The organism is Flavicella sediminum (genome assembly GCF_006381105.1).
Taxonomy (GTDB): domain Bacteria; phylum Bacteroidota; class Bacteroidia; order Flavobacteriales; family Flavobacteriaceae; genus Flavicella; species Flavicella sediminum.
On record NZ_VDET01000037.1, the window covers coordinates 39,489 to 52,158 of the forward strand.

The following is a 12,670-nucleotide window of genomic DNA, read 5'->3' on the forward strand; positions in this document are numbered from 1 at the left end:
TAATTATGAAATCGAAAATGAAAAAAATAGGTGTTGTTTTAATAATAGCACTTGTTGTAATGCAATTTATTAGACCGGACAGAACTTATGTGGCCGTTGATACTCAAACAGACTTTTTATCTGTTACACAGGCACCAGAAAATATAGCGGCAATTGTTAAAAAGAACTGTTACGATTGTCATTCAGACCAAACAGCATATCCTTGGTATACGAATGTAGCCCCTCTTTCATTTTGGATCAATCATCATATTGAAGAAGGGAAGGAACATTTAAATTTTTCTAATTGGACAAAATATCCTGCAAAAAAAGCAGCGCATAAATTGGAAGAATTTTTTGAAGAAGTAGAAGAAGGAAAAATGCCTTTAGAATCGTACACCTATTTGCATGGAAGTTTATCGGAAACAGATAAAAGTACATTGTTAACCTGGGTACAATCTATTCGCTAAATTACTTTTAGCTTTTACGAATTCCTAGTAGATTTTTAAAGGGATTTAATAAATTTTGTAAGAAAGAAGTATATTTTGGATTTTCGGATTTTCCGAGTCCAAAATGTACTTTTTTTATTTGCTCAGATCTGACCAACGTTCCGAACAACCAATCCCAAATTGCTAATTTAGAGCCTAAGTTCTTGTCGTAATGAGCCGGGTTATCGCTGTGATGTACTTGATGCTGCAAAGGGCTGATAAATAAATATTCTAAAAAATTATAAAATCTTAAGCGCACATGTGAGTGGCGTAAATTGGCACCCCAACTATTAAATATTAGAGTGAAAACGGTAACACCTGCAAAAGTCCATTTGCTAATTTGTGCACCAGATAGATAGTCAAAAACACCTGTTGTAATTCCAAAAACAAAAATACTTCCCAAATTATTTAAAATTAATTCTAATGGATGAATTCTGTATTGGGTAAAAGGATTCATAGTCGTTGCCGAGTGATGTACTTTATGAAATTCCCATAAAATCGGTATTTTATGCATCGCTAAATGAAGGATATAGGTCATAAAATCGCCAAAAATAGTTAAGGCAATGGTATAGCTAATCATTGTAGTGGTAAACGATAATTGTACCGCTTCGTAACCAAATAAATGATTCAAGTATTCATTGGTCTCAAAAGAAAGTTTTAAGCCATAAATAAATAAGGGAGCAATTAATAGAACTTTTATAGTGCTGTTAAATAGAATGAAATAATAATCGACAAAAGCGGACTTACCGATCCATACTTTTTTGTGAAGTACATAGTTTAGAAAGGATTTTCTTTTTTCTTTTCTGAAAACATAATACACCAAAATTAATGAAGAAAGCATGTAAACAAAATATGTCCTTTTAGAAGCAGTCGTAAGAAATTGTAAAAGCACGTCAGAACATTTAAGTAGGAAATCTTGAATATTTAATAAAATCATACACCGTGTTTTACGAGGGTAAAGTTACTCAATATCCAATTATGGAAACGTATTTTATTAGAAAACTAGATGTTTTAGTTCATTTTCGTGTTGATGATTTTAGCCTTTCTTAAAAAACAGGACACTTATTTAGAACTAATCAAAATAATGATTATATTTGCACAAGTTTATAAATGACGTGAAATTATTCTATAAAGAATAGCTAAAAAATTGAAAAATAGATGAATACAGTTATTGAAGGTTTATTAAATGATCAAATAAAATACGAAGCAAAAGCTTCTATGCAATACTTAGCGATGGCTTCTTGGGCAGATGCAAGTGGCTATAACGGAGTGGCTACTTTTTTTTACAACCAGTCAGAAGAAGAGCGTTTGCATATGACCAAATTAGTGAAGTTTGTTAATGAACGTGGCGGTCAAGTAATTATTTCAGAGTTAGAAAAACCAAAAGCTGTTTTTGAATCTTTAAATGAATTGTTTGAAACTTTTTTAAGCAGCGAGATTTTTGTTACCGAACAAATTAACAAAGTAATTTTTGAATGTTTGCAAAACAAAGATTACAACGTTCATAATTTTATGCAGTGGTATGTTACCGAACAATTAGAAGAAGAGGCTTTGGCAAGAACACTTTTAGATAAATTAACAATTATTGGTGGCGATAAATCTGGGCAATATTTATTTGACAGAGATATAAATACCATAGCAGCAAAAAATACACTGTAATGAGCTTTTTGATTATTAGTAGTCCATCTATACCTATACAAACAGCTTGCAACTTAAGTTGTGGTACTAAGAAAAAGAAATGTTGTAAAAAGTATAAAAAGAAGGGGAAAGTTAATTGTAAAAGTTGCCCGAAGATATAATTTATAAAATCCTGTAATAATTTATTAATTACAGGATTTTTTTAGTTTTATGAGCAAGCTAAGCCTTTTTCTAAAGTCCTTATCTCAAAAAAAAATGAACTTATTTACAGGAAAAAGAGAGGATTTATGAGTTGTTAAAAAAAAAAGCTACTTTTGTTTAGATAATCCTATGTTTAGATGAACACTATTAAAAATACTTTTACCATTTACGACCTTGAAATATTAAGCGGAATTAAAGCGCATACCATACGAATTTGGGAAAAGCGATACGCCGTATTTAATCCAGATCGTATCAATAGAAATGTTCGTATTTATAGCCTGTTAGATTTACAAAAAATGCTAAACCTTAGTCTTTTGTACAATCATGGGATAAAAATTTCAAAATTAACAGATTTGTCTGATCGTGAATTGGCAGACAAAGCAAAAGAAGTTGCCTTAGAAGGAATAGCCAATAATTATCAAATAAATGCACTTATTGTTAGCATGTATACCTTTGATGTAGCTGTTTTTCAAGATGTATATTTAGAAGAAATAAAAAATAATTCTTTCGAAACTATTTTTATTTCAATTTACTTACCCCTTTTAAAGCATATTGGCGTTTTGTGGCAAACAGAATCTATTAAGCCTGCGCATGAACATTTTATTTCAAATTTAATTTACAAAAAAATTAGTTTGCATATCTCCAAGTTGCCAAGGATAGAAGACACAACAAAAACAGTACATGTTTTATTTTTACCTGAAGGAGAAGGACATGAAATTGGTTTGTACTTCCTAAATTATTATTTGTTAAGTAAGGGGCAACGCACTATTTACTTAGGACAAAGTATTCCTTTTGAAGATTTGTTTTTTATCAATTCTCAATTTCAAAATATTCAATGGGTAAGCTCATTTGTAATTGACTTGGTTCCGAAAGCGAAAAAGCAATTTGTGATTAATGCCGCAAAATTATTAGAGAATACCAAAAATAATTTTTGGATTATTGGAAGTATTTGGGACGATTTTGAAAAGAAAAACCTACCTAAAAATATTAGTTTTTACAATGGTTTTAAGGAACTTATAAAATTATAATTTTTTTTAGATTGTTTTTTGTTTAATAAAATTGTATTTTTGTTTAACATGAAGAAAACAATAAAAATATTAGGATCCGGATTTTCGTCTTTATCAGCTGCTTGTTATTTAGCCAAAGAAGGACATGACGTGAGCGTTTATGAGAAAAACGCAACTATAGGTGGTAGGGCACAGCAGTACAAAAGAGAAGGTTTTATTTTTGATATGGGGCCAACATGGTATTGGATGCCTGATGTTTTTGAACGCTTTTTTGCAGATTTTGATAAAAAACCGTCAGATTATTATCAGTTGGAGAAATTAAATCCAGCCTACAAAGTCTATTATGATGTCAATGATTTTATTGCCATTTCTTCCAACTTAGATGAAATTTATGCTTTGTTTGAAAAAGAAGAAACTGGAAGTTCCGTGGCTTTGAAAGAGTTTTTAAGCAAAGCAGAAAGTAATTACAATGTGGCTGTCAAAGATTTGGTGTACCGCCCAGGTGTGTCTCCTTTAGAATTAATCAGCCCAAAAACTGTGACAAAACTAAATCAATTGTTTTTTGATATTCGCAGACAGATCAAAAATAAATTTTCCAATCCACGACTCATTAAAATACTTGAATTCCCTGTACTTTTTTTAGGGGCAAAACCTGGCAATACACCTGCGATGTACAATTTTATGAATTGGGCAGATTTTGGATTAGGTACCTGGCATCCAAAAGGAGGTATGTTTGAAGTGGCCAATGGTATGGCTACTTTAGCGAAAGAATTGGGAGTGAAATTTGTACTGAATTCTCCTGTAGATAAAATTTCAGTAAATGAAAAAGGAGCTGCTATTGGCATTACTGTTCACAACAAACTGATTCCTGCAGACATTGTCTTAAGCGGTGCCGATTATCATCATACAGAGAAATTATTGGACTTTAAATTACGCCAGTACTCTGAAAAATATTGGGAAAAGAAAACTTTTGCCCCCTCTTCTCTATTATTTTATGTAGCTTTCGATAAAAAGTTAATCAATGTTGCGCATCATACGTTGTTTTTCGACAAAGAATTTGACTCACATGCGGAATATATTTACGATACGCCTGCTTGGCCAAAAGATCCTTTATTTTATGCTAGTTTTCCTAGTATGTCTGATGATACTTTTGCTCCACAAGGAAAGGAGGCTGCAACTTTTTTAATTCCAATTGCGGCCGGACTAGATGATACGCAAGCACATAGAGATGCTTATTTGAAAATAATTTTAGAAAGATTAGAAAATTTAACCAAGCAAAAATTGACAGATGACATACTTTTTGTGAAATCCTATTGTGTTAAAGATTTTATAGAGGATTATAATTCGTATAAAGGAAATGCTTACGGTTTGGCGAATACCTTAACACAGACGGCTTTTTTAAGACCTAAAATTAAAAGTAAAAAAGTAGGCAATTTATATTTTACAGGACAATTAACAGTACCAGGACCAGGAGTTCCACCAGCTCTGATTTCTGGAAAAGTGGCCGCAGAATTAATTTTAAAACAGCTAAACTAATGAAAGCACTCTATGATGAGATCTCTTTTCAGAGTTCAAAATTAATCACCAAAAGTTACAGTACTTCATTTTCTATAGCCGTTCGTTTATTGGCGCCTAGTATCCGACAAGCCATTTATAATATTTATGGTTTTGTGAGGTTGGCCGATGAAATTGTGGATAGTTTTGAAGGTTATCCAAAAGAAATATTACTAGATCGTTTTGAAGAAGAATATTTTTTATCCTTAGAAACTAAAATTAGTACAAATCCTGTAACCAATGCTTTTTTACAAACGGTAATGGAATACAATATCGATCAAGAATTGGTAAAAGCTTTTTTAAAGAGTATGCGTGCCGATTTGACCAAGCAGGTGTATCAAAGTGAGGAAGAGGTAGCCGAGTATATTTATGGCTCTGCGGATGTGGTTGGTTTGATGTGTTTGAAAGTTTTTGTGAAAGGTGATGAAGATGCTTATCAAAAATTGAAAGAACCTGCTATGAAATTAGGGTCAGCTTTTCAAAAAGTAAATTTTTTACGCGATATGAAAGAAGATTTTGAAGAATTAAGTCGTACCTATTTTCCGGATATAAATCCGAAAACCTTGAGCAACGAAGATAAAAACAGAATTATTTCTGAAATTAATAAAGAGTTCGAAGAAGCTTATATGGGAATTAAAAAATTACCTAAAGAGGCTAAATTAGGTGTATTTGTAGCCTATCGCTATTATTTAAGGTTGTTGAAGAAAATTGAAAAAACACCTGCAAAAGTACTTTCAGAAAAGCGTGTTCGAATTTCGAATCTCTTAAAAACCTATCTGTTATTTCGCTCTTATGTCAAATTTCAATTAAAATATGTGTAGTTTTTATGTGATTTTATTTGTGAGTTTGTTTGGGCATTTGGAAACGAATCTGCCGGAGTTGGTAAACGAATTCCATCAATTAAATTCTGAAAAAACAGAAGAAATATTTATTCAGAAATATGAAAATTTTGAAGATCCCTCTATTTTGGCCTATGTGTATGCCTTAAAAATGAAACAAGCTAGTTACACGTTAAATCCGTATACAAAATTGAAAATTTTTAATAACTCAAAAAAAGCTTTAAATAAGTTGATTACTGAAAATACAACAAATATACATTTGCGATATATCCGATTGATGTTACAGGAAAAAACACCTAAAATTTTAGGTTTCAACAATTTTATTACTTCGGATAAAGCTTTTTTATTAAAAAAAATGAAGATAAAAGACGAAACCGATTACTTAGATAAGTACATTTATAAAAATACTTCGTTATGATGATTATGACTTACATTTTTATTACACTCCTTACCTATATCCTTATGGAAGTGGCTACTTGGTTAACGCATAAATATGTGATGCATGGTTTTTTGTGGGCGCTACATGCCGATCACCATCAACCTAAATATGCGGGCGTTTTTGAAAAAAATGATGCCTTTTTTGTGATTGGTGCAATTCCCAGTATTACCTTGTTTTATTATGGGGTTCATCCTGAATTTAATTATAAATTTTTTATTGGCCTTGGCGTTTTATTTTATGGAATTACCTATTTTTTAATTCATGACGTTTTAATTCATCAACGGTTCAAATGGTTCAAACACACAAAAAATAAATACTTATTAGGTTTGCGTAAAGCACATAAAATTCATCATAAACATTTAGGAAAAGAACATGGGGAGTGTTTTGGAATGCTAAATGTTCCAAAGAAATATTTTAATAGATAGACAATGATGCAACCGCTCTATTTATATGTGCTAATAGGATCATTTAGCATTCCATTTTTATTCACTTTTTTCTGTATAGATTTTATTAAGAAGTGGAAGAATTTCTGTATTTCAACCTTGTGCATAGCATCCTTCTTTCTTATTTGGGATGCCATTTTTACAAATTTTGAAATTTGGGGTTTTACCCATTCCTATTGTGCGGGTTGGTATTTTCTTAAAATGCCTATAGAAGAGTGGCTCTTTTTTTTAGTCATCCCTTTTTGTAGCTTGTTTACACATTTTGCTTTTTTTTACGCTTTTCCAAAGCTTGTACTTAATAAAAAAGCAACAATTCTTATTACAGGTATACTTGTTTGTGCAGCTGTGCTGTTGCTGATTTTTAATTATGATAAATGGTATACTTTGGTCAATTATGTTTGTTTTATTTTGGTGTTGATTTTTGGATTGTTTCGTTTGCAATTATTGCAACAATTCTACATTTCGTTTCTAATCATATTGATTCCCTTTTTTTTAGTGAATGGAATACTTACCGGAATGCTAACAGAAATTCCGGTAGTGTGGTATGACAATACAGAAAATTTAGGAAGGCGAATAGTGACCATTCCTGTGGAAGATATAGGCTATGCTTTTTCCATGTTATTTGGTAATCTATTAATTTTTGATCTATTAAATAGAAGAGAAGAAAACAGAATTAGTAAAACTACTTAAAACAAAATTAAATGTCAGTAAACATAATTTCTCATTCCAATATCTATACTTTGTCGGCGCAACAAGTCTTGCCAATTTCTATTTCAGAAGCCTGGAAGTATTTCAGTTCTCCAGAAAATTTAAAAGAACTAACGCCGCCAGAAATGCAAATGAATGTCACTTCTGGAAAACCAGAAAAAGCCTATGCCGGACAAATTATCACTTATAATTTAGCCGTAGCAAAAGGAATTCGAATCAATTGGGTAACAGAAATTACACAAGTCCTACAAGAAAAAATGTTTATTGACGAACAACGTTTCGGTCCCTATAAAATGTGGCATCATGAGCATACATTTGAAAAAATTGACGAACACAGTTGTTTAATGAAAGATAAAATTTCATACAAATTACCACTGGGGTTTTTAGGGAAAATTGCACATGTTTTATTTGTAAAGAATCAATTAAAAGGAATTTTTAATTTCAGAGAACAAAAAGTAAATGAAGTTTTTGGGAAGTTGTAAAAAGAATACAATTCCCAAGTAAATATTGAATTTATTCAAAAAGAAAATCTATGTCTATGCTTCCATCCAAAGCATCAAATTCTTCAATTTCTATTTTTTCAAAAAAGTGCACTATTAAATTTCTTTTGACCAATTCCGTATAATATTCATCTAAAAGTGAGACTTTGCATTCGTGGTGCTCAATTCCATTTGGTAAAAAAGTAAACCGATCAATAGAAGTAAGGGTACAAACAGCAGTGTCAGTTGTTTTTAACTCTTTGATATGAAATAACATCATATTTGTTTTGTTGTACTCTTTAATTGTCATTAGTTTTCCATTATCCATATCATGTTGGTGGTCATGTTTATGCTCATGGTCATGATGATGCTGGTCGTGGCTATGTTTGTGTTTACTCAAAATATCTATTTATTTCTGATTCTGAAAGATTGTAATCGGTTACTTTATGGTGTTCTAAGATTTCTGCAATGGCATCCGTTTTAAACTTTAAAATGGCTTTGTTAAGATCTTTACCTTCTAAAAATTGTTTAAAACAAGTGTTGTTGTCGTTTTCTATTACCTCATTGGCAATATGCATGCTTTGTCTAAACAATACGACCAAACGAAATTTTTTCGTCTTGCTTTTTTTGTCATATCCAAAACCAAGGATGTAATTATTTCTAAATTCTGTTACTGTCATGTATATTATATCTAAATAACCAATGTAATTTTTATTGGTGTCTGTTTTGTTTTTAATTAAGAACTGATTGAAATAAGGTTTTCCAATAGTTCAACACAAGCATCTAATTCTGTTTGTTCAATAAATTCATTTGCCCTATGTGCTTGGTCTATAGATCCTGGTCCGCAAATAATACTTTCAATTCCTGCGGCAGCAAACTGTCCTGCTTCTGCGGCATAAGGAACAGTTCCAAGATTTGTATTTGGATTTATCTTTTTTAACAATTGAACTATTTCTTGATTTTCTTTGGTGTCTAATGGAGGAACAGGAGCATGCTGTTCTACCGTTTTAATTTTAAAATCAGGATAAATACTTTTTAATTCCTCTTCTCTTTGTCTACAATGAGTTTCAAATGCTTCAAAAATTTCGTGTAAATTATCCTTCGGTATAATTCTAGCGTCCCATGAAAACGTTGCTTTGTCGGCAATGACATTTGCGGCAATTCCACCCTGAACAACTCCTGTATGCAAAGAAGTGTGCGGTGGTGTAAAGCGTGTGTCAATACTTCCTGAGGCAACCAAGGCCTTCATTTTATCTTCCAACCATAAAATAAGTCGTGCACTTTCATGTACAGCGCTGACTTCTTTTAAAATTCCACTGCTATGTCCAGCAGAACCATTAACATAAGTGTCGTATAAACAAATTCCTTTATGTCCAATAATTGGTTGCATTAAAGAAGGTTCTCCTATAATGGCAAATTTCGGTTTTTCGGAATAGTGATTTTGTAGGTGGGTAATAAGTTCTGGTGCAGCTAAACAGCCTATTTCTTCATCGTAAGAAAAAGCAAAATAAATAGGCGTTTTTAAGTCTGTTTTTACCATTTCAGGTAGAATAGCCAAACAACAAGCCAAATAACCTTTCATATCACAAGACCCTCTTCCGTATAATTTTCCATCACCTTTGTCGCTTAGCTCAAACGGATTTGTATCCCAGTTCTGTCCTATTACAGGAACCACATCGGTATGACCAGAAAGAATAACGCCCCCATCAACGGCAGGGCCAATTCTACAGTGCAAAGATGCTTTGGTATTTTCCACATTCGGAACCAGTACCGTTTCTATGCCAAAGGATTCAATATAATCTTTGATCCAATGAATGATTGTTGTATTACTTTCTCCTCCTAAAACAGGAAATGAAACTAATTTTGATAATAGTTGAGCGGCCGTCATAAGTTTAGTTTGCGATTTCAATTTTGGCGTTTTTCTTTTTAATTTTTTTATTGCGGGCTTCTTTAAGCAAGCGATTGCTTTTGTTTCTTTTGATGGCAACATAAACAGCGTAATCTTTTACTTCAATAAGTCCCAAGTCTTCCTTGTTCATAAAATCGAATTGCAGACAAAATCCAACTACATCCATTTTATTCACCTTGTCTTTTTTCCCTTTGCCAATATAAACAGTAACCCATTCAGGCTCCGTAATTGTCTTCTGATTGGCTAATGTTAAGATAACCGGTTCTGTTTTTACATATTCGGGTAAATAATCCTCTTCCGTTCTTAATAAAATACTGACTCCAGAAGCTTTCATTCTAGCGGTTCGTCCATTTCTATGGGTAAACGTTTTCTCAGTTGTTGGCAATTGATAATGTACCACATAATCCAAATCGGGTATGTCAATTCCTCTGGCAGCTATATCCGTTGCAATTAAAAATTGTGCACTTCCATTTCTGAATTTCAACAATTCTAATTCTCGTTGAGGTTGTTCTAAACCACCATGAAATATTGCGTAGTCAACTTTATGATCGTCCAAATAGTCACAAATTCTGTCGCAAGCTTCTCTATGATTGCAAAAAACTATGGTATTTGTATTTGGTTCAAATGTTTTGAAAAGACTTAAAAGTCCTTCAGCCTTTTCGTCATTTGCCGTAACAACTTGCTGTAACTCTAAATTGTTTTCTTCCGTTGAAGAAAAATCTAATGTATGAATTTCTTTTATTTCTAAAAATTCAGGTATGTCAATAGAGTTTGTGGCAGAAACTAAAAGGTGTCCTTTTATATTTGGAATATTATGAACTATTTTTTCCATTTGCGTAACAAATCCAAATTCTAAGGATTTGTCAAACTCATCAAAAACCAAATGAGAAATAGCTGAGGTGTCAAAAGTTTCTCGTCTCATATGATCTTCAATTCTACCAGGGGTGCCGACAAGAATAGTAGGGGGGGATGAGAAATTTTTACGTTCAACAGAAAAAGGATGACCACCATAACAGGCATTTATTTTAAAAGGAAGTTTCATTGCTTTTAAAACATTTTCTATTTGTAAAACCAACTCTCTAGTAGGAGCTAGGATTAGTATTTGAACTCCTGTTTTTTCTTTAATTTTAGAAAGCATGGTTAAAACATAAGCTACGGTCTTTCCACTTCCTGTAGGAGAAAGTAATAGTAAGTTTTTATTGGATTTACTGGCATCTAAAGAAGCTTGTTGCATTTCATTAAATTCTGAAAAGCCTAAGTTTTTTAGAAGTTCACTCTGATTTATTTTAAAATTATCCATGGTACAAATGTAATTCAACTATCTTTAGCGTTCTAAAAATGTATATACAAATATCAGGAAATGGACGCACAACCAAACAATCCTATTCATGGAAAAAGAATAGAAGATATATTGAAAGAATTAGTAGCCTATTATGGTTGGGAACATTTGGGGCATAAGGTTAAAATAGGGTGTTTTAGAAACAATCCAACCATTGGTTCAAGTTTAACGTTTTTAAGACGAACCAATTGGGCAAAGAGTAAAGTAGAGGCATTGTATATTGAAATGCATAGAAAAATAGAGCAGTCAAAGAAGTAGATTTCTCTCTTTGATTGAAATGACAAACATTAACGCTAATTATACTACTTATCAAGTTATGGGAACGGTGATATCCCTACCAGGAGTAAGTTTACCAAAAAAAAACATGGGTACAAAAAAAAGGCTGTATGAAAATTAATTTTCAGACAGCCTTTTTTTGTTAGTGCCTCTTAATGAATGGCTAAAATTAAAATAATGTCAGGTCGAGCGGAGTCCACACCCTGTTTAATTTTAATTGTATAAGTTCTCGACTCCGCTCGAGGAGGCATTTAATAGCGTAAAAGAATTCTGTTATATTAAAGTTGCTAAAGACCTAAAATTTTCTTTAATTGTTCTTTGTCTATATCCGCTCCAGCAAAATCATCAAAAGTTTTTCCTGTAGATTCTATAATATGTTTTTGAATAAAAGGAGCTCCTTCTCTTGCTCCTTGTTCAGGCGATTTTAAGCAGCATTCCCATTCCATTACAGCCCATAAATCACATTCGTATTTGGTCAATTTAGAAAAAATACTTTTGAAATCTACTTGGCCATCACCTAAAGATCTAAATCTACCCGCTCTGTCTTTCCAGTTTTGATATCCTCCATAAACCCCTGTTTTACCAGATGGGTTAAATTCAGCATCTTTTACATGGAACATTTTGATGAATTCATGGTAGTAATCAATGTATTTTAAATAATCTAATTGCTGTAGTACAAAATGACTTGGGTCGTATAAAATATTTACTCGATTGTGTTTTCCTGTAGCTTCTAAAAAACGTTCAAAAGTAATTCCGTCATGTAAGTCTTCACCTGGATGAATTTCATAACAAACATCCACACCTTTTTCATCAAAGTGATTTAAAATTGGCAACCATCTTTTGGCTAATTCTTCAAATCCCATTTCAACTAAGCCATCTGGTGCTTGTGGCCATGGATACATGGTATGCCATAAAAGTGAACCAGAAAATGTTGCATGTGCTTTAATTCCTAAATGCTCACTTGCAGTTCCAGAATTTTTTAATTGTTGCACGGCCCATTCTGTTCTTTTCTTTGGATTATTTTTACAATGATCTGGCGCAAAATTGTCAAACATTAAATCGTAAGCCGGGTTTACAGCCACTAATTGTCCTTGTAAATGCGAAGCCAATTCTGTGATTTCTAAGCCATGTGAATTGACCAAGCCTTTTAATTCGTCACAGTAGGTTTTGCTTTCCGCAGCGGTATCTACATCGATCAATCTTGTGTCCCAAGTAGGAATTTGAATTCCTTTGTAGCCTAAGCCAGCAGCCCATTTACACATACCATCAAGGGTATTGAAGGGAGCTTCATCTCCGGCGAACTGTGCTAAAAACACAGCAGGTCCTTTAATAGTACTCATAATTATGGTTATTTTTTAGTAAGTTGGTATTATT

Annotated in this window: 16 protein-coding genes; 10 read left to right on the top strand and 6 right to left on the bottom strand. The window is 32.4% G+C overall.

What is annotated here, in order from left to right:
* The first annotated feature begins 5 nt into the window (after positions 1–5).
* Positions 6–446 (top strand): heme-binding domain-containing protein, encoded by a 441-nt coding sequence (locus FGM02_RS17180; protein WP_139959735.1) that lies wholly within the window; start codon positions 6–8, stop codon positions 444–446.
* Positions 447–453: 7 nt separating this feature from the next.
* Here FGM02_RS17180 and FGM02_RS17185 read toward each other — a convergent pair whose 3' ends face one another.
* Positions 454–1,401 carry a sterol desaturase family protein gene (locus FGM02_RS17185; protein WP_139959736.1) on the bottom strand — a complete coding sequence of 316 codons (948 nt, stop codon included), beginning with the start codon at positions 1,399–1,401 and terminating at the stop codon, positions 454–456.
* Between the two features lie 221 nt (positions 1,402–1,622).
* Between FGM02_RS17185 and FGM02_RS17190 the strand changes: the two genes are divergently transcribed.
* The 8 genes from FGM02_RS17190 (at position 1,623) to FGM02_RS17225 (ending at position 7,775) form a co-directional block, all read left to right on the top strand.
* Positions 1,623–2,123 carry a ferritin gene (locus tag FGM02_RS17190; RefSeq protein WP_139959737.1) on the top strand — a complete coding sequence of 167 codons (501 nt, stop codon included), beginning with the start codon at positions 1,623–1,625 and terminating at the stop codon, positions 2,121–2,123.
* Between the two features lie 317 nt (positions 2,124–2,440).
* Positions 2,441–3,331 carry a MerR family transcriptional regulator gene (locus FGM02_RS17195; RefSeq protein ID WP_139959738.1) on the top strand — a complete coding sequence of 297 codons (891 nt, stop codon included), beginning with the start codon at positions 2,441–2,443 and terminating at the stop codon, positions 3,329–3,331.
* Positions 3,332–3,379: 48 nt separating this feature from the next.
* On the top strand, positions 3,380–4,846 hold the full coding sequence (locus tag FGM02_RS17200) for a phytoene desaturase family protein (protein WP_139959739.1): 1,467 nt from the start codon (positions 3,380–3,382) through the stop codon (positions 4,844–4,846).
* Entirely contained in the window at positions 4,846–5,685 is an 840-nt protein-coding gene (locus FGM02_RS17205; protein ID WP_139959740.1) for a phytoene/squalene synthase family protein, read from the top strand. Before FGM02_RS17200 ends, FGM02_RS17205 begins: the two co-directional genes overlap by 1 nt.
* Entirely contained in the window at positions 5,678–6,121 is a 444-nt protein-coding gene (locus FGM02_RS17210) for a hypothetical protein (RefSeq protein WP_139959741.1), read from the top strand. Before FGM02_RS17205 ends, FGM02_RS17210 begins: the two co-directional genes overlap by 8 nt.
* A complete protein-coding gene (locus FGM02_RS17215; protein WP_208021547.1) occupies positions 6,118–6,567 on the top strand; it encodes a sterol desaturase family protein in 450 nt (149 codons plus the stop codon). Before FGM02_RS17210 ends, FGM02_RS17215 begins: the two co-directional genes overlap by 4 nt.
* 3 nt (positions 6,568–6,570) lie before the next feature.
* Positions 6,571–7,275 (top strand): lycopene cyclase domain-containing protein, encoded by a 705-nt coding sequence (locus tag FGM02_RS17220; RefSeq protein WP_139959742.1) that lies wholly within the window; start codon positions 6,571–6,573, stop codon positions 7,273–7,275.
* A gap of 11 nt (positions 7,276–7,286) precedes the next feature.
* The gene (locus tag FGM02_RS17225) at positions 7,287–7,775 is read left to right on the top strand and encodes an SRPBCC family protein (protein WP_139959743.1); all 489 of its coding nucleotides are present in this window, start codon (positions 7,287–7,289) and stop codon (positions 7,773–7,775) included.
* 31 nt (positions 7,776–7,806) lie between these two features.
* Here FGM02_RS17225 and FGM02_RS17230 read toward each other — a convergent pair whose 3' ends face one another.
* Genes FGM02_RS17230 through FGM02_RS17245 form a run of 4 tightly spaced genes read right to left on the bottom strand, consistent with a single transcriptional unit; the run spans position 7,807 to position 10,981 of the window.
* Positions 7,807–8,172, bottom strand: coding sequence for a hypothetical protein (locus FGM02_RS17230; RefSeq protein ID WP_139959744.1), 366 nt, complete (start codon positions 8,170–8,172; stop codon positions 7,807–7,809).
* A complete protein-coding gene (locus FGM02_RS17235) occupies positions 8,165–8,452 on the bottom strand; it encodes a hypothetical protein (protein ID WP_139959745.1) in 288 nt (95 codons plus the stop codon). Before FGM02_RS17235 ends, FGM02_RS17230 begins: the two co-directional genes overlap by 8 nt.
* A 56-nt stretch (positions 8,453–8,508) precedes the next feature.
* Positions 8,509–9,660: an acetylornithine deacetylase gene (gene argE / locus FGM02_RS17240; RefSeq protein ID WP_139959746.1), complete on the bottom strand. Its 1,152-nt coding sequence runs from the start codon at positions 9,658–9,660 to the stop codon at positions 8,509–8,511.
* A 4-nt stretch (positions 9,661–9,664) separates the two neighbouring features.
* A complete protein-coding gene (locus tag FGM02_RS17245) occupies positions 9,665–10,981 on the bottom strand; it encodes a DEAD/DEAH box helicase (RefSeq protein WP_139959747.1) in 1,317 nt (438 codons plus the stop codon).
* A gap of 60 nt (positions 10,982–11,041) precedes the next feature.
* Here FGM02_RS17245 and FGM02_RS17250 point away from each other — a divergent pair, with 60 nt between their 5' ends.
* The gene (locus FGM02_RS17250; protein ID WP_139959748.1) at positions 11,042–11,278 is read left to right on the top strand and encodes a VF530 family protein; all 237 of its coding nucleotides are present in this window, start codon (positions 11,042–11,044) and stop codon (positions 11,276–11,278) included.
* Positions 11,279–11,583: 305 nt separating this feature from the next.
* Here FGM02_RS17250 and FGM02_RS17255 read toward each other — a convergent pair whose 3' ends face one another.
* Positions 11,584–12,636 carry a sugar phosphate isomerase/epimerase family protein gene (locus FGM02_RS17255; RefSeq protein WP_139959750.1) on the bottom strand — a complete coding sequence of 351 codons (1,053 nt, stop codon included), beginning with the start codon at positions 12,634–12,636 and terminating at the stop codon, positions 11,584–11,586.
* Positions 12,637–12,670 lie beyond the last annotated feature (34 nt).

Bases quoted from the DNA above. Each gene is read 5' to 3' on its own strand.
- FGM02_RS17210 (WP_139959741.1), top strand. From the start codon at position 5,678: ATGTGTAGTTTTTATGTGATTTTATTTGTGAGTTTGTTTGGGCATTTG.
- FGM02_RS17180 (WP_139959735.1), top strand. From the start codon at position 6: ATGAAATCGAAAATGAAAAAAATAGGTGTTGTTTTAATAATAGCACTT.
- FGM02_RS17250 (WP_139959748.1), top strand. From the start codon at position 11,042: ATGGACGCACAACCAAACAATCCTATTCATGGAAAAAGAATAGAAGAT.
- argE (WP_139959746.1), bottom strand. From the start codon at position 9,660: ATGACGGCCGCTCAACTATTATCAAAATTAGTTTCATTTCCTGTTTTA.
- FGM02_RS17215 (WP_208021547.1), top strand. From the start codon at position 6,118: ATGATGATTATGACTTACATTTTTATTACACTCCTTACCTATATCCTT.
- FGM02_RS17225 (WP_139959743.1), top strand. From the start codon at position 7,287: ATGTCAGTAAACATAATTTCTCATTCCAATATCTATACTTTGTCGGCG.
- FGM02_RS17190 (WP_139959737.1), top strand. From the start codon at position 1,623: ATGAATACAGTTATTGAAGGTTTATTAAATGATCAAATAAAATACGAA.
- FGM02_RS17195 (WP_139959738.1), top strand. From the start codon at position 2,441: ATGAACACTATTAAAAATACTTTTACCATTTACGACCTTGAAATATTA.
- FGM02_RS17220 (WP_139959742.1), top strand. From the start codon at position 6,571: ATGATGCAACCGCTCTATTTATATGTGCTAATAGGATCATTTAGCATT.
- FGM02_RS17185 (WP_139959736.1), bottom strand. From the start codon at position 1,401: ATGATTTTATTAAATATTCAAGATTTCCTACTTAAATGTTCTGACGTG.
- FGM02_RS17205 (WP_139959740.1), top strand. From the start codon at position 4,846: ATGAAAGCACTCTATGATGAGATCTCTTTTCAGAGTTCAAAATTAATC.
- FGM02_RS17200 (WP_139959739.1), top strand. From the start codon at position 3,380: ATGAAGAAAACAATAAAAATATTAGGATCCGGATTTTCGTCTTTATCA.
- FGM02_RS17255 (WP_139959750.1), bottom strand. From the start codon at position 12,636: ATGAGTACTATTAAAGGACCTGCTGTGTTTTTAGCACAGTTCGCCGGA.
- FGM02_RS17235 (WP_139959745.1), bottom strand. From the start codon at position 8,452: ATGACAGTAACAGAATTTAGAAATAATTACATCCTTGGTTTTGGATAT.
- FGM02_RS17245 (WP_139959747.1), bottom strand. From the start codon at position 10,981: ATGGATAATTTTAAAATAAATCAGAGTGAACTTCTAAAAAACTTAGGC.